Origin of the sequence: Paenibacillus sp. J45TS6 (assembly GCF_018403285.1) — a bacterium.
Classification (GTDB): Bacteria; Bacillota; Bacilli; order Paenibacillales; family Paenibacillaceae; genus Paenibacillus.
The window spans coordinates 37,588-61,619 of the sequence record NZ_BOSJ01000018.1 but is presented as its reverse complement, the minus strand read 5'-3'; the positions used below and the strand labels follow the sequence as shown (position 1 = coordinate 61,619).

At 42.6% G+C, this 24,032-nt stretch carries 21 protein-coding genes; 2 read left to right on the top strand and 19 right to left on the bottom strand.

The features are described 5' to 3' along the window. Positions 1-161: 161 nt before the first annotated feature. From KJS58_RS20540 to desA, 11 genes are all read right to left on the bottom strand, one after another. Positions 162-956, bottom strand: a complete 795-nt coding sequence (locus KJS58_RS20540; RefSeq protein ID WP_213535371.1) for an energy-coupling factor transporter transmembrane component T family protein — start codon at positions 954-956, stop codon at positions 162-164. Further along, positions 947-2,440: an ABC transporter ATP-binding protein gene (locus KJS58_RS20535; RefSeq protein ID WP_213535328.1), complete on the bottom strand. Its 1,494-nt coding sequence runs from the start codon at positions 2,438-2,440 to the stop codon at positions 947-949. Before KJS58_RS20535 ends, KJS58_RS20540 begins: the two co-directional genes overlap by 10 nt. Continuing rightward, positions 2,440-3,051 (bottom strand): ECF transporter S component, encoded by a 612-nt coding sequence (locus KJS58_RS20530; RefSeq protein ID WP_213535327.1) that lies wholly within the window; start codon positions 3,049-3,051, stop codon positions 2,440-2,442. The genes KJS58_RS20535 and KJS58_RS20530 overlap by 1 nt, the downstream gene beginning before the upstream one ends. A 356-nt stretch (positions 3,052-3,407) precedes the next feature. After that, the gene (locus tag KJS58_RS20525) at positions 3,408-4,301 is read right to left on the bottom strand and encodes an AraC family transcriptional regulator (RefSeq protein ID WP_213535326.1); all 894 of its coding nucleotides are present in this window, start codon (positions 4,299-4,301) and stop codon (positions 3,408-3,410) included. 63 nt (positions 4,302-4,364) lie between these two features. Then, positions 4,365-6,269, bottom strand: coding sequence for a PAS domain S-box protein (locus tag KJS58_RS20520; protein WP_213535324.1), 1,905 nt, complete (start codon positions 6,267-6,269; stop codon positions 4,365-4,367). A 237-nt stretch (positions 6,270-6,506) separates the two neighbouring features. Next, positions 6,507-7,343, bottom strand: coding sequence for a MetQ/NlpA family ABC transporter substrate-binding protein (locus KJS58_RS20515; protein WP_213535370.1), 837 nt, complete (start codon positions 7,341-7,343; stop codon positions 6,507-6,509). 71 nt (positions 7,344-7,414) lie between these two features. Further along, a complete protein-coding gene (locus KJS58_RS20510) occupies positions 7,415-8,086 on the bottom strand; it encodes a methionine ABC transporter permease (RefSeq protein ID WP_213535323.1) in 672 nt (223 codons plus the stop codon). After that, positions 8,083-8,835 carry a methionine ABC transporter ATP-binding protein gene (locus KJS58_RS20505; RefSeq protein WP_249717708.1) on the bottom strand — a complete coding sequence of 251 codons (753 nt, stop codon included), beginning with the start codon at positions 8,833-8,835 and terminating at the stop codon, positions 8,083-8,085. The genes KJS58_RS20510 and KJS58_RS20505 overlap by 4 nt, the downstream gene beginning before the upstream one ends. Before the next feature lie 222 nt (positions 8,836-9,057). Continuing rightward, a complete protein-coding gene (locus KJS58_RS20500) occupies positions 9,058-9,657 on the bottom strand; it encodes a response regulator transcription factor (protein WP_213535322.1) in 600 nt (199 codons plus the stop codon). Between the two features lie 16 nt (positions 9,658-9,673). Continuing rightward, entirely contained in the window at positions 9,674-10,795 is a 1,122-nt protein-coding gene (locus KJS58_RS20495; RefSeq protein ID WP_213535367.1) for a sensor histidine kinase, read from the bottom strand. Positions 10,796-10,918: 123 nt separating this feature from the next. After that, positions 10,919-11,986: a Delta(5) desaturase DesA gene (gene desA / locus KJS58_RS20490; protein WP_213535321.1), complete on the bottom strand. Its 1,068-nt coding sequence runs from the start codon at positions 11,984-11,986 to the stop codon at positions 10,919-10,921. A 222-nt stretch (positions 11,987-12,208) separates the two neighbouring features. Here desA and KJS58_RS20485 point away from each other — a divergent pair, with 222 nt between their 5' ends. Next, a complete protein-coding gene (locus KJS58_RS20485) occupies positions 12,209-12,445 on the top strand; it encodes a DUF896 domain-containing protein (protein ID WP_213535319.1) in 237 nt (78 codons plus the stop codon). A 91-nt stretch (positions 12,446-12,536) separates the two neighbouring features. Here the strand turns inward: KJS58_RS20485 and KJS58_RS20480 are convergent, their stop codons facing one another. The 4 genes from KJS58_RS20480 to KJS58_RS20465 all read right to left on the bottom strand — a co-directional run bounded on the left by KJS58_RS20480 (position 12,537) and on the right by KJS58_RS20465 (position 18,583). After that, a complete protein-coding gene (locus KJS58_RS20480; RefSeq protein ID WP_213535318.1) occupies positions 12,537-15,854 on the bottom strand; it encodes a DEAD/DEAH box helicase in 3,318 nt (1,105 codons plus the stop codon). A 92-nt stretch (positions 15,855-15,946) separates the two neighbouring features. Beyond that, a complete protein-coding gene (locus tag KJS58_RS20475) occupies positions 15,947-16,828 on the bottom strand; it encodes a radical SAM/SPASM domain-containing protein (protein WP_213535317.1) in 882 nt (293 codons plus the stop codon). Between the two features lie 171 nt (positions 16,829-16,999). Beyond that, on the bottom strand, positions 17,000-17,677 hold the full coding sequence (locus KJS58_RS20470) for a YkyA family protein (RefSeq protein WP_213535316.1): 678 nt from the start codon (positions 17,675-17,677) through the stop codon (positions 17,000-17,002). 24 nt (positions 17,678-17,701) lie between these two features. Continuing rightward, positions 17,702-18,583 carry a polysaccharide deacetylase family protein gene (locus KJS58_RS20465; RefSeq protein WP_249717705.1) on the bottom strand — a complete coding sequence of 294 codons (882 nt, stop codon included), beginning with the start codon at positions 18,581-18,583 and terminating at the stop codon, positions 17,702-17,704. Positions 18,584-18,805: 222 nt separating this feature from the next. On the opposite strand from KJS58_RS20465, the gene KJS58_RS20460 reads away from it, so the two are divergent. Further along, entirely contained in the window at positions 18,806-19,870 is a 1,065-nt protein-coding gene (locus KJS58_RS20460; RefSeq protein WP_213535314.1) for a serine hydrolase domain-containing protein, read from the top strand. A gap of 54 nt (positions 19,871-19,924) precedes the next feature. Here the strand turns inward: KJS58_RS20460 and KJS58_RS20455 are convergent, their stop codons facing one another. From KJS58_RS20455 to KJS58_RS20440, 4 genes are all read right to left on the bottom strand, one after another. Beyond that, positions 19,925-20,560, bottom strand: coding sequence for a DUF975 family protein (locus KJS58_RS20455; protein ID WP_213535313.1), 636 nt, complete (start codon positions 20,558-20,560; stop codon positions 19,925-19,927). Between the two features lie 71 nt (positions 20,561-20,631). After that, on the bottom strand, positions 20,632-21,180 hold the full coding sequence (locus tag KJS58_RS20450; RefSeq protein WP_249717702.1) for a hypothetical protein: 549 nt from the start codon (positions 21,178-21,180) through the stop codon (positions 20,632-20,634). 9 nt (positions 21,181-21,189) lie between these two features. Next, complete coding sequence (locus tag KJS58_RS20445) at positions 21,190-22,218, bottom strand: hypothetical protein (RefSeq protein ID WP_213535312.1); 1,029 nt, start codon at positions 22,216-22,218, stop codon at positions 21,190-21,192. A gap of 190 nt (positions 22,219-22,408) precedes the next feature. After that, the gene (locus KJS58_RS20440; RefSeq protein WP_213535311.1) at positions 22,409-23,761 is read right to left on the bottom strand and encodes a sodium-dependent transporter; all 1,353 of its coding nucleotides are present in this window, start codon (positions 23,759-23,761) and stop codon (positions 22,409-22,411) included. Positions 23,762-24,032: the final 271 nt, after the last annotated feature.

The following is a 24,032-nucleotide window of genomic DNA, read 5'->3' as shown; positions in this document are numbered from 1 at the left end:
CCATTATTGAAATCTTCCCCCTCAAAAAAAGGGTTCGATTTGTATACGATTATTGTAGCAATCGCAAGATAGGAAGCGTTACCAATATCATGACTTCTTTTCGCTAACTTCGTATAAAATCCTCACTTTTATTCTTGTATGAATCTATATCACTGCTCTGCCTATCTCACATCCACAGCATGCTCTACAAGAGGAACAGAGAGGCCAAGTCCGTAAGCTGATGCAACTGCCCCTATAAAATAAACAATGAACCAAATGTCACTGTTTGAGTATCCAATACGATAGTAGTAAGTCCGTTTGTTCTCACTTTGAAACCCCTTTGCCTCCATCGCCACGGCAATCCGCTGCGCTCTTCGAATACTTTGTGCCAGCAGCGGAATCGCATATGATTTTATTAGCGCATATATATTCCACTTAGGTGTTTGGTTCCCTCCTCCTCGGATCATTAAAGCATGCCGAAGGGTCTGAAATTCATAGACTAGAATCGGGATCAGATTCATCGCAGCCAGGAAACTATACGCATATTTCGGCGGAAGTCTCCACTGTTGCATCAGAGAGTAGAACAAGCGCACAGGTCTCGTTGTCAGCCCAAATAATAAGCCAATTGCAGCCATCGATAACGCCCTGCAGCCTAGATGTACGCCGCGTAAAAAACTCTCTTCTGTTATATGTATAATGCCGTATTTCCACCAAGTCGTTTCTCCTTTCCCGAAAAATATCATTCCCGTCGATGTCGATATAAACACCAGAATAAATGGGGAAGCATACAGGAGTAAACGAAGCGGAGGATGACCGGAACCGATTAAGAGAAGGAGCATAGCGATTGATAAATAGATCATCATATTGAGATTATGAATTAGGATGACCACAAGAAACATCAAAGCAAACGTAATCAGCTTAAACCCGGGGTTAACCCGGTGCAGCCAAGTTTCATGGTATGGGATATTTAGTGGCAAGTGGTGATTCTCCCCTCTGCTGCCTGCCATACAGAAGTACAGTACCGGGCCACAATTTCTTCATCATGAGTCACCATGATCATGGCTGTTCCTTCACTTCGCAGACGTTCTAGTTCATCCAGCATCGCAAAGGTATTTCTTGCATCCTGCCCGAATGTAGGCTCATCAAGCAGCAATACACGGGGATTACGAACGACTGCGGAAGCTACACTCAGTCTCCTCTTTTGCCCAAGGGACAGCTCGTAGGGATGCCTGTTCTCTAGTCCACTTAGATGGAACCTTCGCAGCAGTTCTTCCACCCGCACTCGGCGTTCTTCCATCGATATGGGCTCAAACAGCAGTGAATATTCAACTTCATTCCATACGGAATGCGTAACAAACTGCAATTCTGGATTCTGAAATACATAGGCGATATGCTGTGCTGCCTGTTTGGTATTTTTCAGCTCTATACCGTTCACTAAATACGTTCCGGTGATAGGGAGAAGCTTCATTAATCCAAGCAAAAATGAACTCTTCCCTGCACCATTGGGTCCTGTAATTCCAATAAAATCACCAGGCAGCACCTGCAGCTCCCCTGCTCGAATAACAGGCTTGCTGCTGCGATGAATTACACATTCTCGTAGTTGTAGAAGCGGTTCTGCTCCCTTCTCATTAGCTGTGACATTTTCCTGTCTAAGAGGTCTAGGACGATTCTTCCAAATCCCCGGATGCCAGATTCCATAATCCGTTATCGTCTGCTGATGCTGACTGAAGATCTCTTCGGCCCCGCCATCTGCCATGATCTCTCCTTCGGAAGACAAGACAATAATACGATCTACATAATCAAGGATATAATCAATTTTATGTTCTACTATAATCACAGTGCGATCTTCAGCAATGCCTCGTATCGTCTCCCATACTTCAAGCGTCCCTTCTTTATCGAGCAGTGCTGTCGGTTCATCTAGAAAAAGGACACTCGGTTCTACTCCAAGTACCGAAGCAATGGCCAGACGCTGCTTCATACCTTGGGAGAGAGCTTGCACCGGTGTATGTACATCAGGTAATTCCAGTCCAACAAGACTTAGAAGTTCTCTTATCTTCGCTTGCATTTCATCCCGGGGAACCTCACGATTCTCCAGCACAAAAGCTAGTTCCTCATCTACATAAGGCATACAAAACTGAGTATCTGGATCTTGAAAAACAATCCCTGGATGATCAGGAATACGTATATGATCTACCTTCATCGGCACATCAACCGAATGAGGAATAAGTCCGCTCAGTACTTGAAGCAGTGTTGACTTCCCGCTGCCACTGGCACCAAGCAGTAATACTTTCTCCCCTTGATTTATGGTTAAAGATAATTTATTGAACCAAATTTGAGATTCTCCGGGAAACTTCAGACGCAGACCGTCAATAGCTACTGCTACTGGCGGCTGAGTAACGTGTGCTTTCTCCTCTGTCTGCAGAACTTTGTCCTCCACGGGGCCTGTTATAGAAGGGCGCATTAATGCAGAGCCTCCATATCTTCTTTCGTCGTCTTTCTCAGGGATTTCGTTACCCCTGTTATTTCCAAAGCCTTATACAGTGAGTAAGCAACCATTCCAGCTAGCGCAATACTTCCAGCTAATCGTAGTCCAATGAGCAGCGCATAACTCCACGTTTGCAGCGAATCGATATAACCATACCCAAAATCGAGGATCAGGGAGCCGGCCGCTGAGCCGATGGCAGCAAGGCACATAATCCATACATTCACTTTCCGGTATAGAAATAGAGCGAAGATAAGTTCAGCTCCGAGTCCCTGTACCGCGCCATAGATCAGTGTAGATATCCCCCACTCACTTCCTAGAAATGCACTTACGGTCGAAGCCGCAATCTCTGCTAGAAGAGCCACACCTGGTTTACGAATGACGAGAAAAGCAAAGGTGCCTGCCATAAACCACATACCGTAAATCAACTGTTCCGCATGGAGTCCGAACGGTTTGACTAGATCATAAGTAGGTCCCCATATTTTATAGATGATTCCAAATACAACTGCAAGCACAATGGTAACTAGAATATCGGTTAATGTAAGCCCTTTGCGCCTTGACTTTGAACTATCGCCTTTTGTCTGCAACATGTACAAATTCCTCCTTAGAATATAAAAAAAGCCTCCCCAATTCGGGCAGGCCAGGTAAGGACGCATCTGTATTCGCATCTAAAAGACAAAGGATACACTTGCATCGGCAGCGATTAGCTTGGAGGGTTACCTCACATCATATCGTTCAGCTGGCTGCTTCTACATTCATGCATCACATTTGTTCCTACATACGATTCGCGATATTCGTTCTCTACGCTGGCATTACCCAGATCAGATCTACGGTCAGCGGCATAAGGCCACTCTCTCAGCCTGACTTGATCAAGCTCCCGTTCATGCTTTTTAAGTTAGTTACAATGTACATGAAATATGCTGTATTGGCAATTATTTCTATAAATTTACCAGGATCTGCGCTCCATCTGTTCTCGATAGGTGCTAGGGGTTAGCCCCGTATGTTTTTTAAATAAAGTATGAAAATACTGACTGCTGCTGATCCCTACATAATCACATAGTTCGTAAATAGGTATGTCCGTCTGATGGAGCAGCATTTTAGCTTTTTCCATTCGAATTCCGGTTAGGTACTCTGTCATCGTTTGGGATGTGCTTGTTTTAAATATTCGCTGTAAGTAACCTGGATGAAGACGGACTTCCGCAGCTAAATCTTTAATTTGAATGTTGCGGTCGTAATTTTGATGCATATAAAGGATACAGCGTTTGACATACCCTTCTGCACTCGGCTCTCTTGTCATTACCACGTCTTCGCGGAGCCTTGCAATACGTACAAACAATTGTAGAAACAACAGATCCGTCATGGTGTTTTTCTGTCCTACTGGCTGCCGGTCAAGCTCCAGCACGAGACTTTTGAGAACATAATATACCTCTTCCGGATCGGAGAGAACCAGGTACTCAAAGGGAGAGCTCACAAAGTCGGATAATGCTTTTTCTTCCGCCAATAACGATTTCATTGATGAATCAAATAAAGTTTCTCCTTCTTCAAAACCAAACTCCACATTAAGCATCCGGCAGGCAACCTCGGGCCCAACAATGAGTCTATGCGAAACATCGGCGTCCAGAATAATAAACTCGCTTTTACGCAGTGTGATCAATTCACGATGTCCATTCTTGCACTTCACATCAATGGTACATCCCCCTTGAATCACATACATAATTTCAGTCCAGCGATGTTCATGGTAGGCCATTTCATAGTCTTTCCATTGCTTATAATAGTAGGCATAGAAGTACGGGTTCCACGAGCCTTCTGACGGATGCATGCAGAAGAAACTGCCTGACATGTTAAAGTCCCCCCTGTATTTCGAATCAGCAAACGATTCAGAAGATGAAGTACCTAGGGGGCCTTACGTCAGTCGCTGGGCTTGAAACTTCTCGATGACTTCAGATAATGAATTCATACTTAACGGCTTGCTTATATATTCATCCATGCCCAGTGACATGTATTTTTCCCGATCGCCCTTTATCGCATGTGCCGTTACAGCCACAATATAAGGGCTATCATCCGCTAGTTGTTCATGAATAAGCCGCGTAGATTCCACTCCATCCATAATCGGCATTTGGATATCCATAAACACAATATCATAGGAATCTTCCAAGCAAGCTTTCAGTGCTTCTTTTCCATTCGGAACAACAACAGCCTTATAGCCTAACTTATTCATCATTTTAACAAGAACGATCTGATTGACTTCGTTATCTTCTACGACAAGAATACGCAGCCCATTATCTATTTCATCACCGTATTTTTGAGCATGTCTATCCTCTATCAATTCAAGGTTTGTTTGCAGGGAGAAATAAGCAGTAAATACAAAACGTGAACCAGTTTGGTCCCTTCTAGGCTCATAGCTTATTTCCCCGCCCATCAGTTCTACCATCTTCTTGCTGATCGCAAGACCAAGTCCCGTTCCTTCGATTTGTCTTGTCATATAATGATCCACTTGGTAAAAAGGTTCAAACAGTCTGTCTGCCTTATCCTCCGGGATCCCAATACCCGTATCCAAAACTTCGAACTCAAGACACACTTCATCATCGTCTTGGTCGATTTTCTTCGCGGATAAAGAAATGGTTCCCTTCTGCGTAAACTTAATCGCATTACTAAGCAGATTAATCAGAACCTGCCTAAGCTTATTACCATCGCCCATCAGCTTATCGGGAATACTCTCATCGACCGATATTTCTACATGTAAATCTTTATTGTTAGCTCTTGGCAAATTGAGATAATAGACATCCGAAAGTAATGAATTTAATTCCATCGGTTCAATAGATAACTCCATTCTTCCAGATTCAACCTTAGAGAAATCAAGAATATCGTTAATGATGGTAAGGAGTGCTTCCCCGCTCTGCTTAATGATGGATGCATACTGCATTTGTTCATCACATAGCTCCGTATCCAAAAGCAAGTCGGTCATCCCAATCACACCATTCATCGGAGTACGAATTTCATGGCTCATCATGGCTAAAAATTCACTTTTCGCTTTGTTCGTTCTTTCTGCTGCTTCTTTCTCAATAATAAGCCGTTTCTGTTCTGTCATATCCTTGGCAATAAGATAAAAACCGACTTTGTGATCATGAATAATAATAGGAGCGAGCGTGGCGAGTATTTCCACCACATTTCCATCTTTATGGCGAACCACGTTAATATCCCGCTCAATTGCCGTATATTCCTGATCTACAAAAGCCAGATTGGCAATGGCTTCTTCACCAACAATACGCGAAATCCGTGTACCAATTAACTCAGAAATTGTGTATCCCGTAAGATGTTCTGCCATTTGGTTCCCATTAATGATAATTCCGTCCAGCCCAAAAGAAATAATCGCATCATGATTATACTTTTTGAGCGATGTATACCTTTCCACGCTCTCTAATAGTTTCAGTTCTGCCACCTTGCTGCTTGTGATATCTATCATATGAACAATGTAATAGGCAGGTTCTCCCGTTTGTTGATCACAATATAAAGATATATAGACACAAGCCCAGACCACATTACCGTTTCTATGTAGATATTGTTTTTCATTCTCGAAACCAGAAGATATCTTCGATGCAAGCTCAGTTGGCGGTATAGCTTCTGTTAGTATATAGTCAAGTGCAGGAAGCGTAATAAGCTCTTCTCTGCTAAACCCTATGATTTGGCATGCTGCAGGATTCACATCGATCCATTTACCGTCTAGTGATACTAATGCAACCCCAACAGGCGCTTGAGTAAAAATGTGCTCTACTAAATTTATATTTTCTAATCGTTCCAGGTCACTCATCTCAGCACCTCCTCACATGGACTATTATACAACTAGGAAGAGGTCTTGTGGACGGGTTGTTTTATGAAAAACTGCCATATTGATCAATATTTTTGTAAAAAACGGTTAAAATACTCATTTTATAAAAAGTAAAGCTGAATTCTGCCTTTTTCCTCTCCTTTTCCCCATCAATCCTCACAAAAAAAAGAGATAACATATGTGCCATACAAGGCATGTCATCTCTCTCTTTATCATGATTTAAAATGCAGGAATCATCGTATCCTTATGATTTTCTTCAATAAATTTTCTAGCTTCGTCACTTGTCAGTGCAGCTGCCAGTTTTTGAATGGCTTCGGAGTCTTTGTTGTCTTCACGTGCAACCAGCGATATGGCAAATTCCTCATCCAGCGTTTCGGTGACGATCGCATCCTCAGGTGTTAAACCCAGCGGTGAAGCATAGGCAGGATAGAGAGTAACCATATCCACGTCATCATAAGCACGGCCAAGCATGAGAAGATCTACTTCTTTGAACTTATAGTTCTTAGGATTGTCGATAATATCCGACTGAAGGGCGTTAATACCCACACCATCCTTCAGTGTAATCATTCCGTTCTCAGCAAACATCGCAAGGGAACGTCCAATATTGGCTGGGTCATTCGGAATTCCAATCGTTGCACCCTCTGGTAACTCCTCAATGCTGTTGTATTTCTTAGAGTAACCACCGTAGATAATGTGATAAATAGGAGTAACCATGACGAGGTTTCCATCATTATTTTCGTTATATTGCTCCATGAACACTTTATGCTGGAAGAAGTTCGCATCCACTTCTTTATTGTTCAAAGCTTCATTAGGCTGAATATTATCGGATACACTCACAATTTCAAGCTGAATTCCGTCTTTTTCAAGCACCGGTTTTATCGCTTCCATCATATCGACCATTGCAGACAGACTGCTGGCTACTTTTATCTGCTGCATCTCACCTTCTTGAGAAGCAGTTGAGTCCCCTTGAACGCCCCCGTCACTGCTCTCTGAACTACAAGCTGCTAGAGCTAACATAAGTACCGCCAACATAGCAAGTCCAAGCCATTGTTTCATGCCATTCTTTTTTGTCTTCATCATCTGATATTCCTCTCTTCCTCATATTCAAAAGCAAAACATTACACTTATTAACGCTTATCCAGAATACGTGCCAAAAGATTCCCCAAATACTGAATAAGCTGCACGAATACAATCATAATGACGATCGTGAATACCATAAGTTCTGTTTCATACCGCTGATATCCGTACCTAATAGCAAAATCGCCGATTCCTCCGCCGCCCACGACACCGACAACCGTGGAGTAGGAAATAAAGCTGACCGTGGACAAGGTTAAACCTCGTACCAGGCCAGATCTTGCCTCAACATACAAAAATTTATAAATAAACTGAAACAGATTCGCTCCCATCGAGGACGCAGCCTCAACCACACCTTTCGGCACTTCAAGCAGCGACTGCTCAGCGAGCCTGGAGTAACTTGCGATGGCTACAACAGCAAGCGGAATAGATGCAGCGGTTGTACCAAGAGCGGTTCCTACAATCATTCGTGTCAATGGAATCATAAAAACAACGAGCAACAAGAATGGAAAAGAACGAATGATATTTACGATAACGTCAAGTATGGTGAATAATACAATATTCTCATATTTCTGGCCTTTTCGCGTTAAGTAGAGCAGTGTTCCCAGCGGAAGTCCGATTAGGATCGCAGCCGCCAGCGAGACGCCAACCATGAAAAAGGTTTGTCCGATGGCTTCCCACATCTCACTCTCATACTTCGCTATATATGTCTCATAAAAATTCATCTCTCGATATCACCTGCTTCCTGCTCCTCATACCAGGCGAGCATATCAGGTGGTAATGCCCCTTCCTTAATTGGCAGTGTCCGTACAATCTTTCCTGCATCCATAAAGGATACCGCCGTACACAGCCGTTCAACAACCGGAACTTCATGCGTCACAATGACGATCGTAATCTTCAATGCTTCATTAACATGTCTAAGTACCTCGAGCACACCCGAAGTAGTCTTCGGATCAAGCGCAGAGGTGGGCTCATCACAAAGCAGCACCTGAGGTTCGTTGGCAAGTGCTCTAGCAATGGCCACACGCTGTTTTTGTCCCCCGCTAAGCTGCGCAGGATACTGCTTCGCCTTGTCCTCAAGCCCCACAAACCGTAAATATTCGTGTACCCGGGCTATACGTTCCGCCTTTTTCACACCTGCAAGCTCAAGAGGAATGGCTACATTCCCCTCTACGGTCCGATTTTCAATCAGGTTAAAGTGCTGAAAAATCATTCCGATCTTTCTTCTTGCTTCTCTCAGCTCCCTTTCCCTCATCTGCGTAAGCTCTTGTCCACCTATATAAACCTGACCCTCTTCTGGTCTCTCCAACAAATTCATGGTGCGAAGCAGTGTTGATTTCCCGGCGCCGCTTGCCCCGATAATGCCATGAATACTGCCCTGTTCGATATGTAGCGAAACATTATCTACTACCGTCAGTCGCTCTCCATGCTTCTTAGGACCAAAACTCTTGCTGACATGGTCTAGCGATATCAAGCTTATTCCTCCTTCAATATTGACATAAAGAAAACTCGCGCAAGACATCCGTCTCGTGCGAGCAGGTATTTTGATCATCGTACTTCTCAAAAATGCTAAAATCCAGTTTGTCAATTTCATTTCGCACTTTCAAATCATACCATATCGATAGGGATTTGACTCTAATTTTTCTTAACAAATTCTGAGAAATACGGCTTCCAATTTAATGAAAGATCTATTTTCTTATTTAAACCAGCCTTTTTCTTTAAAATGCTTAATGGCTTCAATCCGGTTGCCCACCCCGAGCTTGTCTAAAATGACGGACACATAATTTCTTACCGTTCCTGTGGTGATGTATAGTTCATTTGAAATTTCTCTCGTGTTTTTGCCATCTGCGATTAGTTCCAGTACAGCTTTCTCTCGTTCCGTAAGCGGGTTCTTCTCCCCGTATCCTTCGTCAACAAGTTCCGCTGCATAGATTCTTCTTCCCGACATAACGCTTCGAATCGTCTGTGCTAGTTCTTCAATTGGACTGTCTTTTAGCAAATATCCACTGACGCCCGCCTTTAGTGCCCGTTCAAAATAGCCGCTGCGAGCAAACGTGGTCAGGATAATGATTTTTACATCTTGGTCCTTCATTTCTTCCGCTGCATCAAGTCCGCTTTTGATTGGCATTTCAATATCCATAATACAGATGTCCGGCCCATGTTCTTTGACAAGGTTAACCACATCTTCTCCATTATTTGCCCGGCCAATGACTTCCATATCTTCTTCTAAATCAAGTAAGGAGGCGAGAGCTCCAAGCAGCATCCGCTGATCCTCAGCAATTACAATACGAATCATATCACTCAAACTCCTCTCACATTTGACGCTGAACGGCCCGAGGCACTGCAATCCGCACCTTGGTCCCTTCTACCGAAGTAATCGCAAGACTGCCGTTAACAAACTCCAAACGTTCTCTCATTCCCCGAAGTCCATTACCTCGAATTCGTTCAGGCGCGTCTTTCATCCCTTTTCCATTATCTCTTACGGTAATAACAAGTTCGGTATGATCCGGTTCAATCATAATCTCACATATACTCGCTTCACTATGTTTAATGACATTCGTAACGGCCTCTTTCAGGCACATACCCAGCACATTCTCTGCCATAAGGGAGACGCCTGTCAGATTATCTTCTCCTTCGATCAGCAGCTCGATGTCCGCAACCTTCAGTATCTGTCTGATACGGAACAATTCATCTTCAAACCTTGTGCCTCTCATCTGGGTGACCATCTCCCGTACTTCCTTAAGTGCCGTTCTTGCTGTTAGTGTCACATCTTTCATCTCTTCCTGAGCTCGAGCTGGATTACGTGTTATCATCTTACTGGCAAGTTCACTCTTCAGACCGATAAGCGAAAGCTTTTGTCCCAGTGTATCATGTAAATCTCTTGCAATCCGCTGTCTTTCTTCCTGTTTGACCAGTTCCGATATCCGTTTATTCGCATCTTCGAGCTGTCCCTGAAGCGCGTCTTGTTTATTCTTGTTATATGTACTGACGGGCAATAGAATAACAGCGATCATACTAATCAGTACAAAAGGCAGCTGTTTGATCACGACAAGATTAGCGGACGCCAGCAAATAATTGATAGTGGCAAAGGTGCTGACTAAATGAATTGTATATAACGTAATAAAGCCGGCTTTATTTTGAATCGTACCAATAAAAAAAGCGAGAAATAAAGAGAAATAAACAAATCCAAAAATAACTGCCATTAAAATGGAGATGGCGATCTGCAGCCCATACCAGATATATACCGGCCACCCCTTCATCACAAGACCCAGCAAATTAGATGCAAAAAACAACATAATCGCCAGGATACCAAATACGACATATCCTTTGGAGGAGGAGCCGATGATAAAGTAGAACGGGAGGATGAAACATACTAACCATACATACGGATTTAGACCTGTATTTTTGCGAAAAACGTCCTGCCAACGATGCATCATACTCACGAACTCACACCTGCTTCTATTCAGAAATATCAAGAAAAAATGACTATAGATTCCAAGCATCTATAGTCATTTCTCTCATTTTAGCTTATTAAATATTGTATCATATCCTGTGCTTTAACTGACAGGCGCTGAAGTAGATACCTTATCTTTGCGAATCTCATTATGGGCTAGCTCCAGCTTCTGCTCGTGAAGTACTTTCTTATATTCTCTAAATGTTACAAAACGTTTGCTTTTCTCATCCCAAAGCCGGAAGCGCATGGCCTTTAGACTGGTTGCCACGGTGATTGTCGTCGCTTTATGCAGAGGAGGCGTTGCATTATGTGCTTCCTCCAAATGATAATTCGGCACTCGTGGACTTAGGTGATGCACATGGTGGAAACCAATGTTCCCCGTAATCCACTGCAATACTTTAGGAAGTTTATAGTATGAGCTGCCTTCTACGGCTGCCTGAACATAAGACCAATCTTCTTCATTTTCGAAATAGGAATCTTCAAATGTATGTTGTACATAAAAGAGCCATATGCCCAGCATACTTGCAAAATAGAAAATAGGGATTTGAATCAGTAAGAAGGCTTCCCAGCCTACTGTAAGGCACAGAGCAGCGTAAACCGCTACAATCAGCAGATTGGTCAAATACGTATTCATACGCTCCTTACGCTTTGCATTTTTCCGATTAAAACGATATTGAAGCAAAAATACAGCGATCGGGCCAACCCCGAACAAAACAATGGGATTACGATACAGTCGGTAATACAATTTCGTCATCCATTTAGATGACTGATATTCTTCGGTTGTCATCATCCAGATGTCGCCTGTTCCTCGCTTATCCAGATTACCGCTGGTTGCATGGTGCATCGAATGACTATACTTCCACTGCATATAAGGAGTAAGGGAAATGACACCAAGAAGTGTTCCTACGATATCGTTTGCCTTGCGGCTCTTAAAGAAAGACCCATGACAGCAATCATGAAAAATAATAAACGCTCGAATGACAAATCCGGCAGCAATCAGACATAGAGGCAATGTTATGAAATAGGAAACACTCAGACTTTCAAAGGCCAGATACCAGAGTAAAAAAAGAGGTACCAATGTATTAATCATTTGTATGATACTGGATTTCAGTTCTGTTTTCTCATAAGGGGCTACTTCTTTTTTCAATTGAGTTTTAAAGGATGCAGACATGGCATGTTCTCCTTCACGCGTAAGCTCTACGCATATAATATCTTAATTATATTGGGAGACTGTCATGTGGGTAAGTCATAAACGTCAGTGATAAAGTATGATATATGTCATACTCCATTGACAAAAGGAACACGCCCATTTTATAATCTTCAGGTTGCATATTACTTATACTTAAAGTAAACTGTCATATACAACTGTTACATGAAAGGAAGGTAGATAAGAATGATCATCCCTTCAATTAATAGAATTAACGAACTGAGCCGCAAGCAAAAAACAGAAGGCTTAACTGAGGAAGAGCTTGCTGAACAGCAAGTCCTGCGTAAAGAATATCTGCAAGCCATTCGCGGACAAGTAATGTCCACCATTTCTGGGCTTACCATTGTTGATCCCAATGGTGAAGATGTTACACCGGAAAAGCTTAAAATTGAGCAACAACAAAATAAATCGAAGCTTAACTAAAGCTTAAGACGGATATATTTCGGTTATAGATCAAAAAGGATAGGAACAAGGCAATTATGCCCTGTCCCTATCCTTTTTTTTTGATTAAATACTATATCGAAAGAATCTCACGAATTTCATGCTCACTGAGCGGTGAAACTGCTTCTTGCCCAGGCTGAATAATTTCTTCGATCAGATTCTTTTTGCGTTGCTGAAGTTCATACATTTTATCTTCTACCGTTCCTTGGGTCACTAAGCGTATTACCTGAACTACATTTTTCTGCCCCATACGGTGTGCTCTGCTTGCTGCTTGATCTTCAACCGCGGGATTCCACCATAAATCATACAAAATTACGGTATCGGCCCCCGTCAGATTAAGCCCTGTCCCGCCTGCTTTTAGTGAGATCAGGAAAAGATCGCTTTCCCCTTGATTAAAACGCTCGCAGAGTTCAACTCTTTCTTGGCCTGGTGTTTGGCCATCCAGATAGAAGAATGGAATTCCTTGAAGTCCAAGTTCTCTGCCAATGATTCCGAGCATCTCCGTAAACTGAGAGAATAACAAGATTCGTTTTCCTGCACTGCGGCTCTCTTCAATCAATTCCATCAGCTGCTCAAACTTCGCAGAACTTCCTTTATATCCTTCCACAAACAAGGCGGGATGACAGCAAAGCTGTCTCAGTCTTGTTAACCCCGCTAAAATTCGAATACGGTTCTTCTGAAATCCTTCTTCATTTAAATGCTTTACCGTCTCCTGCCGCAGCTTGGCTAGATAAGCGATGTACAGTTTTTTCTGCTCTGGCAAAAGCTCGGAAGCTTGCAGGGATTCGATTTTATCAGGCAGTTCCTGCAGTACATCCGATTTTACCCGGCGCAGCAGAAATGGACGAATTCGTTTTGCAATCGATTCTCTAGGCAACTCCTGAAAAGCTTTTCTTCCGGAGAATAATTCGGGAAAAACAGCGTCATAAATGGACCAAAGTTCTTCTTGGCTGTTCTCGATCGGAGTACCGGTGAGTGCAAATCGATGTTTTGCCGAGAGCTGTTTGACCGATTGTGCCGTCTGTGTCGAATGATTCTTGAAAGCCTGCGCTTCGTCCAGAATAAGGATATGGAACTGCTGCTTCGCATAAAGATCTCCGTCTCTTCGAAGCAGTGGATACGAGGTAATGACCACATCCACCTCACCCATCTGACGGATGGCTTCTCCCCGTTCTCCTTTGCTTCCATCTGCAATAACTGTTCGAAGATCAGGAGCAAATTTTCTAAGTTCATTATGCCAGTTATATACAAGCGAAGCGGGACACACGATCAGTGCCGGCATGTTGTGTTCACGCATGGCGTCTATCTCCGACAGAATAAACGTGATGCTTTGCAGGGTTTTTCCAAGTCCCATGTCATCAGCCAAAATTCCGCCGAAACTATAGGAAGCCAGCATTTTCATCCATCTGTAGCCTGTCTTCTGATAATCACGAAGTTCCGCGTTCAGAGAGGAAGGTACCGGATCATTCATTTTCTCAGGATGGGCGAGATTCACAAGGAACTGCTGAAGGGTTTCACTCATTTCAATCTGCTCCGATTGCTTATCCATCAGTGATAAACCATGGTACGCAGGAAGTCTGGCTTCTCCTCTGCTTAGATCTCCCTTACGGAACCCCATCTCATTCATGAGCCTCACCATCTCCTGAAACTCAGGAGTTGTCAGCGGCTGCAAAGCTCCATTTCTGAGCCGGTGGTATTTGCGTTTTGCCTCCACACTCGTTAATACTTCTTTGATCTCGTCATCCGGTATTCCCTTGATATCAAATTTGAATTCAAGCCAGTCCGTTCTTTCATCCAAATGAGCACGAATGAGAGGAACCACCGGTGAGGTGACAACTCGAACTTTTACCGCCGAGGTGGCAAGCACCTCAACAAGCTGCTCAAGCTGAGGCATGGTGTAATACAGAAAATCAAACTCTGCATCTTCATCTTCCAAATAATATCCTGCTTCCGTTCTTGCAAAACTGCTGGTTTCCATGAGCCGCAGGATTTGTTCCTCCTGCACTTTGTCACGAATCAGGATACGGCCTGCCGGGGTACGCTCTTTCTCCTCCAGCGGATTAATCACGACATCTCCATACTGGAATTCAAGCCCTGCCAGCAGTTTCTCTCTCACTCGGTCTAAATACAGCCGGGCTTTAAGCGGGACTTTCACCATCTGACTCGAAATTTCTTCCCCTACATGTACACGCCCAAGGCGCATGAGTCCAGGTACAACTTTCTCCATATATGGCCCCATCTGCTGCTCGGGAATACGGAGTACAGGAGATTTTTTAGATGCTAATTTATCCCTAAGTCCTGCTAAATGATGAGCGGATTGCTCTGGAATCTTATAAAAAACACCGCGATGCAGTACCATAGAATAATCTCTTAGAATGATCATCTGAAGAAGTCCCGGTATTTCCAACTGAAATCCGCTGTGATCTAAAGCTTTTGAAAATTCAAAATCAAGAGGCAGCGTCTGGTCAGGCAGCGAAAAACTGCTAAACAGTTCCTCTCCCTGCTGTACATAAACATCCCCGGCTTTCGATAGTAACGGAGCGATTTTCTCCCAAGCCAGTGGCGGGATCAGCAACATTCGATCTTGGCTTCTCGCTTTACCTATTCCCGGATATCCGCCTAGTGACTCCAGATACATTTCTTCTTGACGCTCCAGATGAATGAGTTCAGCCAGGACCGCGTAATCTTGAGGCAAAAAGCAATGAACTCCAGGATCATACGTGAAATGTTTCGAAAACACATGAGATTCCTTGCGCGCTAGACGACTTAAAAATTGTTTCACCTGCTGCACGATATATAATCGTTTAGGACCAAGTTTCATCTCAAGACCAAGCATTTGCTTATGAAATCCATAAGGAACTGTTTTAATTATAAACTGAACCGACAGTCGCTCTCTTGTATCCAAAATCGTATTTGCAGCCGCGACCGAAATGTGTGAACCGCTGCTAAACAAAGAAAGGATATCTTCTGCTCGCTGATTTTCTGCCTGTTCAGAGGTATCTGCACGCTGAATCCTTGGCGTTAAGTAACCCTCCGGCAGTTCAAGATCAGGTTTATGCAGCAAAGATGGATAAGCGCTGACTTTGGCAGTACCTTCCTCCTGTAAATAACTAATCTGAATGAGTACAGCCGCAATATGGTTGCAGTAGTAATCGTGTACAGGAAATGTTGGACATGAACAACTGGCCAGTACATCTCCATTCCGATCTAAGTTCACTTCAACATCGTATCTATTCTTGGTCCCGTCTTTGACTACAGCTCGGAACTGTCCTTTGTCTGCATCAGATAAGGTAATTCCTACACTGCCTGAATCATACGTGTATTCTCCTTGCTCATAGAAGCGGGGACCGCAAAGCAGTTTTATTTTTCGTCGATTCAGCATGATATTCATTCGATATACTTTCCTTTCCGTATCCTCAGTCTATGAGAAAAAGCGCCCCTAAGGACGCCTTTCTTAACATGATGACCAGGCTATCATAAGTTTTATGCACCGGCACCAAAACGTTTGCGATAACCGCATTTACGGCATAATTCTTCCACTGCCTCCCGGCGGGAAAAACCATAAAATAAATCATTCGCACGTTTACTCTCCACGATTTCAGAGAATGGCGTTGCATTGATATTCCCCAGGTTAATTACCCCTTCTCCATCGAGACAACATGGAATAACCGTTCCATCTACGAGCACACCTGCCTGCGAACGCAGTCCGTGGCAGAAGCCTTTTCCATCATCTTCTTCCGCAGCAAGGCTCGGCCACTCAAATTCATGGTCTTGATTTAAATAAATATTCTTGGCAATTTTCACACCACTACCTGGTGTTACTTTCTCTTCAATCTTAAAATCAAGTCCAAATTCCTGTTCCAATATATCTAATGTTTCCCGGTTCCGTTGTTTTTGCAGGTTTGTCATATTGTCCTCGGTTAGATTCCAAAGCCGGAACGAAACGATAATATCTTGATTGACCGCTTCTCGTACAAAGTCAATGATACGGTAGAGATATCCTTCGCGATCCTCACTTCCCTCATGACCATCAAAACTATGGAGAGAAAAGTTCATTTGTCTCACTGCAGGTTTCCCAAGAATACGATGTCTCGCCTTTTCAATTAACGTTCCATTCGTCGTCATATTAACTTTGAAGCCTTTCGCATCAGCTGCATCAAGGAGCTGATCAAGCTTCGGATGAAGCAAAGGTTCACCTTTAACATGCAAATAAATATGTTGGGTATGTGGTTTAATTTGATCAAGTATGTTATTAAATGTATTCAAATCCATGAACTTTGCTTGTCGCTTCGTCTGTGGGCAGAAGCTGCAAGCTAAATTGCAGATACTTGTAATCTCAACATAAACTTTCTTGAATGTTTTCAAGCCCATGTACTCCAATCTGTTATCTATTATATCTTACATTATAAAGAAGCCCGCTCCATACGACCAGTAGAAGTTCCATTTCGAGCCGTTTCACGAAGGACGCCAGCATGTAAATGAAGACCGCCCATAAAAAAGACAGCCACAACGATGTGCGGACTGCCCTTGACCTGTCTATTTTTTATTTTTGGATAAGTGTTGCTGCATTTCTGCTACAAAACTTTCATGCTCTTTATTAAAAACAGACGTTTCCTGATTGAATTGCTGTTTCAATTTATTCGCCTTCGCAAAAGCTTTATTACGTTCGCTCACTTTGCTTTTCAGCTTGGATAATGAAATGGCTTCATCTTGTTCTTCCAGCAGGACGTACAACTCTTTATCTTTTGCCAGGCTCTTATTGTACTGCTCATAAAACTCACCGAATGTCGCCTGACGAGCTTCATAATCATTCCATAGCTGGTCTGCCTTTTGGTACATTTCCTGCTCTTTCGCATCATTATTATAGATATCCAAAGCCGATCTCCATGATTTACTTTTCACTTTAGCCGCATCCATAATCTGTTTGGCTGATTCCAGGTGCTCCTTGCGATCATCTACATGCTTCAGGGCATCTTCTAGCAAATCATCCAGCTTCGCATCCGCCTCTTTACCTTGTTCCATAATCAGATCATATAATTCTAGATCTTGTCCTTCTAAATTCGCAATCTGCTGTAAATGCTCCTGCATCTGATTCTCAGTGTTCACCGTATCTTCCATGGTTTTCATCGTATTAAGCGCATCCTCTTTACTGCAGGCTGCAAGGAGTACCATGCATACCATCAGCAGAGCACCCAGCTTCCCTTTTGACCACATATAATAAAATCCTCCTGTATCTATTTATAAACGTAAATCATTTTTGAAATTCATAACAAGATGATTCTCCGGGTTATAGACTTCAATCTTATACCCCTTCTTTTTCAGATGCTTGATAATCTCAGGAAGTGCCTCCACCGTCTGCTCTTTTTCGTGGAATAAAATAACTTCTACATCCTTGCGCACATCTCGTTTTACATTAGCAATGACTTGTTTCGGTTTACCCGGCAAATCCCAATCCAGAGAATCTGTGGTCCAATCCCACAGCTTAAACTGTGCTTTCGCAATATCGCCTCGGAACTTTTCGCCGATCTGCGGAGCACTGCCAAAGGGTGCACGAACCAAAAACGGTTTATATCCTGTCAAATCTTGAATGATCTTTTGTTCCTGCTTCACTTCTTTTATAAAATTGGCTGAACTTCCGCTCTTGTAAAGAGTCTGATATTCATGAGTCATGGTATGCATACCCGGATAGCTGCCCTCTTCTACCATTCGTTTCACTGCATCTGGGTACTTATGTATTTCCGTACCTACCATAAAAAAGGTGCCTTGTACTTTATTTTCTTTAAGTACATCAAGAATATCATTCGTATATTTACTTGGACCATCATCAAAAGTGAGGTATGCAACTTTTTGAACTTTACCCTTAAACCGAACAGGCTCTTTTTTCGCCATCGGTACAACGGTAAATCCCCCTAGCATACTAGGTTGTTGTACTACCACCGAAGATTCTGCTACTTGCGGGAATCGATCTAGAGCAAAACTTCCAATCTTCCATATAAGAAAAACCGAGAGTGCCAAAATAAACGCGGCGATCAATACTCGATCATAACGAATTCTTCTTCTTGCTTGTCTTCCCCGAAATACGGGGCGTTTTTGTTTCCGTTGTCTTCTCAAGGTTGTCACTTCTTTCTATAATGTAATAGATTCTTTTACGCCATGATCCTCTAAATCTGCTGTCGATTCCACTTGACGTAAAAGGGGAATTGTCATAATTTGTGGTTATTTCTTAGCCCCAGATATAAGATTAAAGGAATTCCCTATCTGTTGAATGACAACGAGGTTACAATTCAGATAAAATAAACGTAATAACTACATACAACTTTTTTCCAAAGGAGCAAAACGATCGTGAGTCCGTATTTGTCACAAATCATCCAAAGTATGGTTAATCGGAATCTCGAAACCTATTATAACAAACATAAAGAGTCCGTACTTGTCATTGGAACCGTGTACGGAAATGAAAGACGAGTCTATGGAATAGGTGATATCCATCCTTATACTACGACGAACTACAGTGAACTTATCTATGAAATCGGGTCTATTACAAAACTATTTACGACCACATTACTAGCACATTTACATCATGACCGTTTCCTCGATATCAATGATTCATTAGGTCAATATATCCCGCTTCTCCCTCCGGACTCACCGGTTACATTTCGTCATCTGGCGACGCATACCTCCGGTCTTCCGGAAAAGCAAATCTGGAGAAAAGTCCGTAACTTATTTGATTCCGAGAAAAGCCGTGACTCCTGTTCCACTTTCAGTTTGTCTGAAGCGGCTTTCTACTTACGGCGCGCTTCCGCTGAAAGTGTAGGAAAGACCTACCGTTACTCCAATGCCGGGATCGGTCTGCTTGGGCATATTCTTGCTACAGAGATGCAGACTTCTTATGAACATGCTGTACAAGACATGATTACCATTCCCTTGGAAATGCCAGACACTTCAATTCATCTCACAAACGAAGGGATGACAAGACTCGTTCCTGGATACAGAGGACACCGGGCAGCTCCACCAATAGAGTTGAATGATTTTCCAGGTACGGGTGCACTCCGTTCAACTGCTAGTGATTTGCTTACTTTTCTTGCCGCCCATATGGGTGTACATCCAAATAGGGAAATTTTTGATATTTATTCTATTACCCAAAAAAACTATTTCCAAAAAAACAATCAGTTCAGAATCGGGTTAGGCTGGCATCAGAATGCACAAGAAGGAATCCTCTATCACAGCGCTGGCACTCATGGATATCAAAGTTTCATTGGTTTTCGTCCTGATCTGCCGTTTGGTGTGGTGATCTTATCAAATATTCGCGATCACAGCCATCCAAACCCAACTACCATGGGGATGGAACTTCTGCTTGCCGCAAAGCAAGGGACTAAAAAAGCTGATGCTTTAGGAACTTCAGTTTCCTAAGGCGTCAGCTTTTTCATTTCTAAAAAGTCTTAGGGTGAGATGTACGCAAGTTATCTATTGCTCTTTAAGTTCATCATAGAATACAGCTTGTGCTGCTGAGAAATAAGGCCCTACAAAGAACCAAGCAAGTCCAAAGGTTACGGCTGTTAACAAAAACCATCCAATAAAGCTAAGAAGGAACAGAACATATTTCCACTTGTATCCGTCCATAAGTCTTCTGCTCTCCGTGATCGCTTGGGTTGCTGAATATTCAGGATGATCCCTTAATATGTACAACGTCTGCGAATAAGAAATACTTTTAATAATTCCTGGAACAATGAGCAGCAGAGTCCATAACAGTATAAAGAAGATCATTACAATATACGTCCATATTAACTTTAAGGTTAATCTACCGTCTTGGTATATTTTAAAAATATTGCGAATTTGCGCTTTTTCTTTCCTAACAAGACTGATGTAGAACCATGATACGCCGACATAAAACGGCATCAATACGATCTCATATACAAAACTAAAAAGAGAACCAGGTGCCTCCTCGTTAACCCAGGGTTCAACCCCTCCACTTCTTTGTATATCCATCGCTGTTGGGATAAGCACGGTGATTATGGAGATAAGGACCGTCAGTAAGATGGCTTTTCCCCAGTTTCCTTTCAGCGCATCGAGTGAGCGGCGTTTCATTTTCATAATGCCCATTATTTATTCATTCCTCCTGTCAAAACTCGATTATAGCACGGTTATTCAGCTCAGGGAACCTTGCTTAAAGATTACTTTATTTGGTCTCTCAGCTCCTGAACTGTTTGCACTGCATACAGTGCTAGTTCTGGAATATCATTCATTTGTTCTTCGTTAATTTTTCGAGGAAATAATATTTCGGTTGTACTGAGCATCGGCGATATCTTCCTTGGATCGTATACGTAACTGATCGTCTGCGTCAGCGTCTGATCCGGCCAAATCCTCTCTATCACCTGCTGAATCTGCGGACAGTTTTTATCGGGGTTTGAAATTGGCATTCTGTATCTGATGGTCAGTACACAGCCTGGCTCCGCGCCTTTCTGTTCCAAAATTTCGGAGGCCAGCTCTTGCAGTGATGCCGCAAGTTCGATTTCACCCGTAATCAGGTTATCATCCGTTAATTGAAACTGTATCCGAAATAATCGTGACATCACAGCAAGTTCCATCCGGTCTACTCTGCCAGTTATGCGTACACGCTGATCTAAATTGTCCATATCATACAGCTCATTCTCGAGTGCTACTTTTAAGTTATCAAAAACAGTTGGGTCAAACATAATAGCTCCTTTCCACATATCGATCATGATTCCAGCCTATAGAAATGAAAGTGACATGTACTGAACCTTCTTCTCTTTCATATACAGATGTAGATAATGCTCTTCATCCACCTGGTAGCTCCATTTGCTCCTGGTCATTTTACTCGGCTCTCCGAGCCGGCTTACCACATCATACGTACTGCTACCAATGGATATTTCGTCAGCAGTCTCTACCTCGTTCTTTGTAAAAAAAACACTTAAACCTGTAAATAAAACACCATTTTGTTCATCTACAAGAATTGTCTTTATTTTATCATCCCGAATCGAATAAAAACGCATCTGCTGTTTGTAATTAGGATCTCCCTTGATGTGATCATACCATTCAGCAAAGTTCTGATTTTGCACCTTGAGTGCACTCGTCTTGTACTGATCGCTTTGATTAACAACATATTTTGAGACATCTTCCGTCTCCATGTCAGTCATCCTCATTTCACCGAGCGTAGCTAAGATTGTGCCCGGCCGGCAAAATAAATTCATATATCCTATCGTATTATATGTAGCATAATACCTTTGTCCACCTAGAAGATACGTATTGCTATTCAAATCATATGCAACCGAGTACACTACATCTTCTGCATGAAAACGAATGTAAACAATCCCATCATCCGATGGTTCTGGAATGTCGGCTTTTGCGCTGGATAGATTAATGCCGCCGAATGCTTCAAGTATCATACTGTTATTTTGAGGTGGTGTGCTAAACGTTCTTTCACCCTCATTCGTGTGGATCAAAATGCTAGTTTTTCGAATCGAATGTATCGCAAAAGAATGCTGATCCTTAATTCTGCCTTGATCAGACGTCAGCGGCACAGCAAGATCATTAGGAAAATAGGGATTAACCGGTTCTCCACTTTCTTCTAGGGAGGTATTCTGCTTGGTCTCATAGGATTCGGTGATTATCTCCGGACTACTGTGATCTATTGGGGTACGCTCTTTACCCTGGATATAAAACAAAATTATTATAATCAAAGTCAATACGATCATAAGCAGACTTATGATCAATAACTCCATTCTTCTCAAACTTTTCATTGTAGAAACTCCCCTCTAAGGAACAGTTTCACCCTATCTTTCAAAGATGTATTTTCAATATAGCAGATGCACGCAGAGATAATTGTCGAAATTTGTTGTTTGTTGCTATCCATCTTCATAAGAAAATAAAAAGAGGCTCCCCTGTAAAAAAGGGAAGCCTTAGATTTCATTATATTTTTTTGTTCCTGCTTTATTCTAATTTTAGAATTCCAGTTGAATGTAAAAATACGAATATCATCAGAATCGGCGCTACATAACGAAGCATGAACAGCCAGATGCGGAACCATTTTGTCGTAAGGCCTGCTTCTTTTGCAGCGGTCTTCCAAAAGTATCCCGCAAATAGAGTAACAATGAGTCCGCCAATGGGAAGCAGCCAGTTTGAAGCAAAGAAATCTACATAATCAAAGAAATTACGTTCCCCAATATTAATCTTCATCAGACCCATGGAAAGAGCTGACGGAATACTCACCAAGAAGATCAGCAGGGAAATAATCCACACTGCATTGTTACGACTCCAGTTCCATTTTTCCATCGCATGCGTAACCGGTACTTGAAGCAAGGATACAAGAGAGGTCAGCGCGGCAATTGCCAGCAAGATAAAGAACAGACCTCCGAACAACCAGCCAAGCGGCATTGCTGAGAAAGCAGCCGGCAAAGCTACAAATACAAGCCCTGGACCGGAACTCGGATCAATCCCAAAAGCAAATGTCGTCGGGAAGATAATTAGACCGGCTATGAAAGCATAGATCAAATCACCTACACCTACAGCAAGAGTAGCTGATCCTAGCGATTGTTTCCGATCCACGAATGCTCCGTACGTTATCATCGTTCCCATTCCTAAAGATAAGGAGAAAAAAGCGTGTCCGAGTGCAACAAGTCCGGCCTCTGGAGAAAGCTTCGAGAAATCAGGAGCTAAGAAGAAATTTACACCTTCCATCGCACCTGGCAGTGTGATAGAACGAATCATAAGAATAACAAGCAGAACAAGCATTCCAGGAATGAGAACTTTATTAAACTTCTCAATTCCGCCAGATATTCCTTTTATAACAACCAAAGCAACAATCGCCATCGCAACAAATGCCCAGATTAAAGGCAAGTAACTTCCCGTAAACTTATCAAACTGAGCATCAAAATCTACACCCGTCGTCATCTGCCCGCTAAAGGACAGGACAGCATAATGAAGAGTCCAGCCGGCTACTAAGATATAGAACGTCATGATAAGGAAAGGCGCAATAACGGAGATAAACCCTAGTTTTCCCCATATTCTCCCTCCTCCTGCTTTTACGAAGGATGAAGCTGCACTTCCCCGGCCCGCCCGGCCGATTGCAAGTTCAGCAAGCAGAACAGGAAGTCCTACTGCAACCAGACATGCAATGAATAATAGGAAGAAGGCTGCGCCTCCATTTTCCCCTGTGATGTAAGGGAATTTCCACATATTACCTAGTCCTACTGCACTGCCAATTGCGGCTAGTATAAATCCTTTTGAAGAAGAGAACCGTTCGCTGGTTCCTGTGCCTTTTTCGTTTGTCTTATTTGGTCCCATGAAGCCCTCCATCTCGGTTAAATCCGTACCTGATATTTATTGCTAACTACTAAATAAATAATAATGTATTATACAAGATAGAACTTTAAACGTATATATGTAATGTTATGTTAAATAATGAATAATTCTTTTTACCTAAATTAGAGTTTAAGAAATGCATTAACACGAAAATATTTATTCTTATTTTTTCATTATCGCAGATATATCTAATTCTTCGACTTTGTTACCTCTCATCAAAAAAAATAAAATAGAGGCGGTGTTTAACCGCCTC

What these genes read in the sequence shown, in the direction of transcription:
- KJS58_RS20510 (WP_213535323.1), bottom strand. Translation starts at nt 8,086, where the DNA reads ATGAATTTTTATGAGACATATATAGCGAAGTATGAGAGTGAGATGTGG.
- KJS58_RS20485 (WP_213535319.1), top strand. Translation starts at nt 12,209, where the DNA reads ATGATCATCCCTTCAATTAATAGAATTAACGAACTGAGCCGCAAGCAA.
- KJS58_RS20530 (WP_213535327.1), bottom strand. Translation starts at nt 3,051, where the DNA reads ATGTTGCAGACAAAAGGCGATAGTTCAAAGTCAAGGCGCAAAGGGCTT.
- KJS58_RS20455 (WP_213535313.1), bottom strand. Translation starts at nt 20,560, where the DNA reads ATGGGCATTATGAAAATGAAACGCCGCTCACTCGATGCGCTGAAAGGA.
- KJS58_RS20480 (WP_213535318.1), bottom strand. Translation starts at nt 15,854, where the DNA reads ATGAATATCATGCTGAATCGACGAAAAATAAAACTGCTTTGCGGTCCC.
- KJS58_RS20440 (WP_213535311.1), bottom strand. Translation starts at nt 23,761, where the DNA reads ATGGGACCAAATAAGACAAACGAAAAAGGCACAGGAACCAGCGAACGG.
- desA (WP_213535321.1), bottom strand. Translation starts at nt 11,986, where the DNA reads ATGTCTGCATCCTTTAAAACTCAATTGAAAAAAGAAGTAGCCCCTTAT.
- KJS58_RS20515 (WP_213535370.1), bottom strand. Translation starts at nt 7,343, where the DNA reads ATGAAACAATGGCTTGGACTTGCTATGTTGGCGGTACTTATGTTAGCT.
- KJS58_RS20500 (WP_213535322.1), bottom strand. Translation starts at nt 9,657, where the DNA reads ATGATTCGTATTGTAATTGCTGAGGATCAGCGGATGCTGCTTGGAGCT.
- KJS58_RS20445 (WP_213535312.1), bottom strand. Translation starts at nt 22,218, where the DNA reads ATGAAAAGTTTGAGAAGAATGGAGTTATTGATCATAAGTCTGCTTATG.
- KJS58_RS20470 (WP_213535316.1), bottom strand. Translation starts at nt 17,677, where the DNA reads ATGTGGTCAAAAGGGAAGCTGGGTGCTCTGCTGATGGTATGCATGGTA.
- KJS58_RS20520 (WP_213535324.1), bottom strand. Translation starts at nt 6,269, where the DNA reads ATGAGTGACCTGGAACGATTAGAAAATATAAATTTAGTAGAGCACATT.
- KJS58_RS20535 (WP_213535328.1), bottom strand. Translation starts at nt 2,440, where the DNA reads ATGCGCCCTTCTATAACAGGCCCCGTGGAGGACAAAGTTCTGCAGACA.
- KJS58_RS20525 (WP_213535326.1), bottom strand. Translation starts at nt 4,301, where the DNA reads ATGTCAGGCAGTTTCTTCTGCATGCATCCGTCAGAAGGCTCGTGGAAC.
- KJS58_RS20450 (WP_249717702.1), bottom strand. Translation starts at nt 21,180, where the DNA reads ATGATCGATATGTGGAAAGGAGCTATTATGTTTGACCCAACTGTTTTT.
- KJS58_RS20495 (WP_213535367.1), bottom strand. Translation starts at nt 10,795, where the DNA reads ATGCATCGTTGGCAGGACGTTTTTCGCAAAAATACAGGTCTAAATCCG.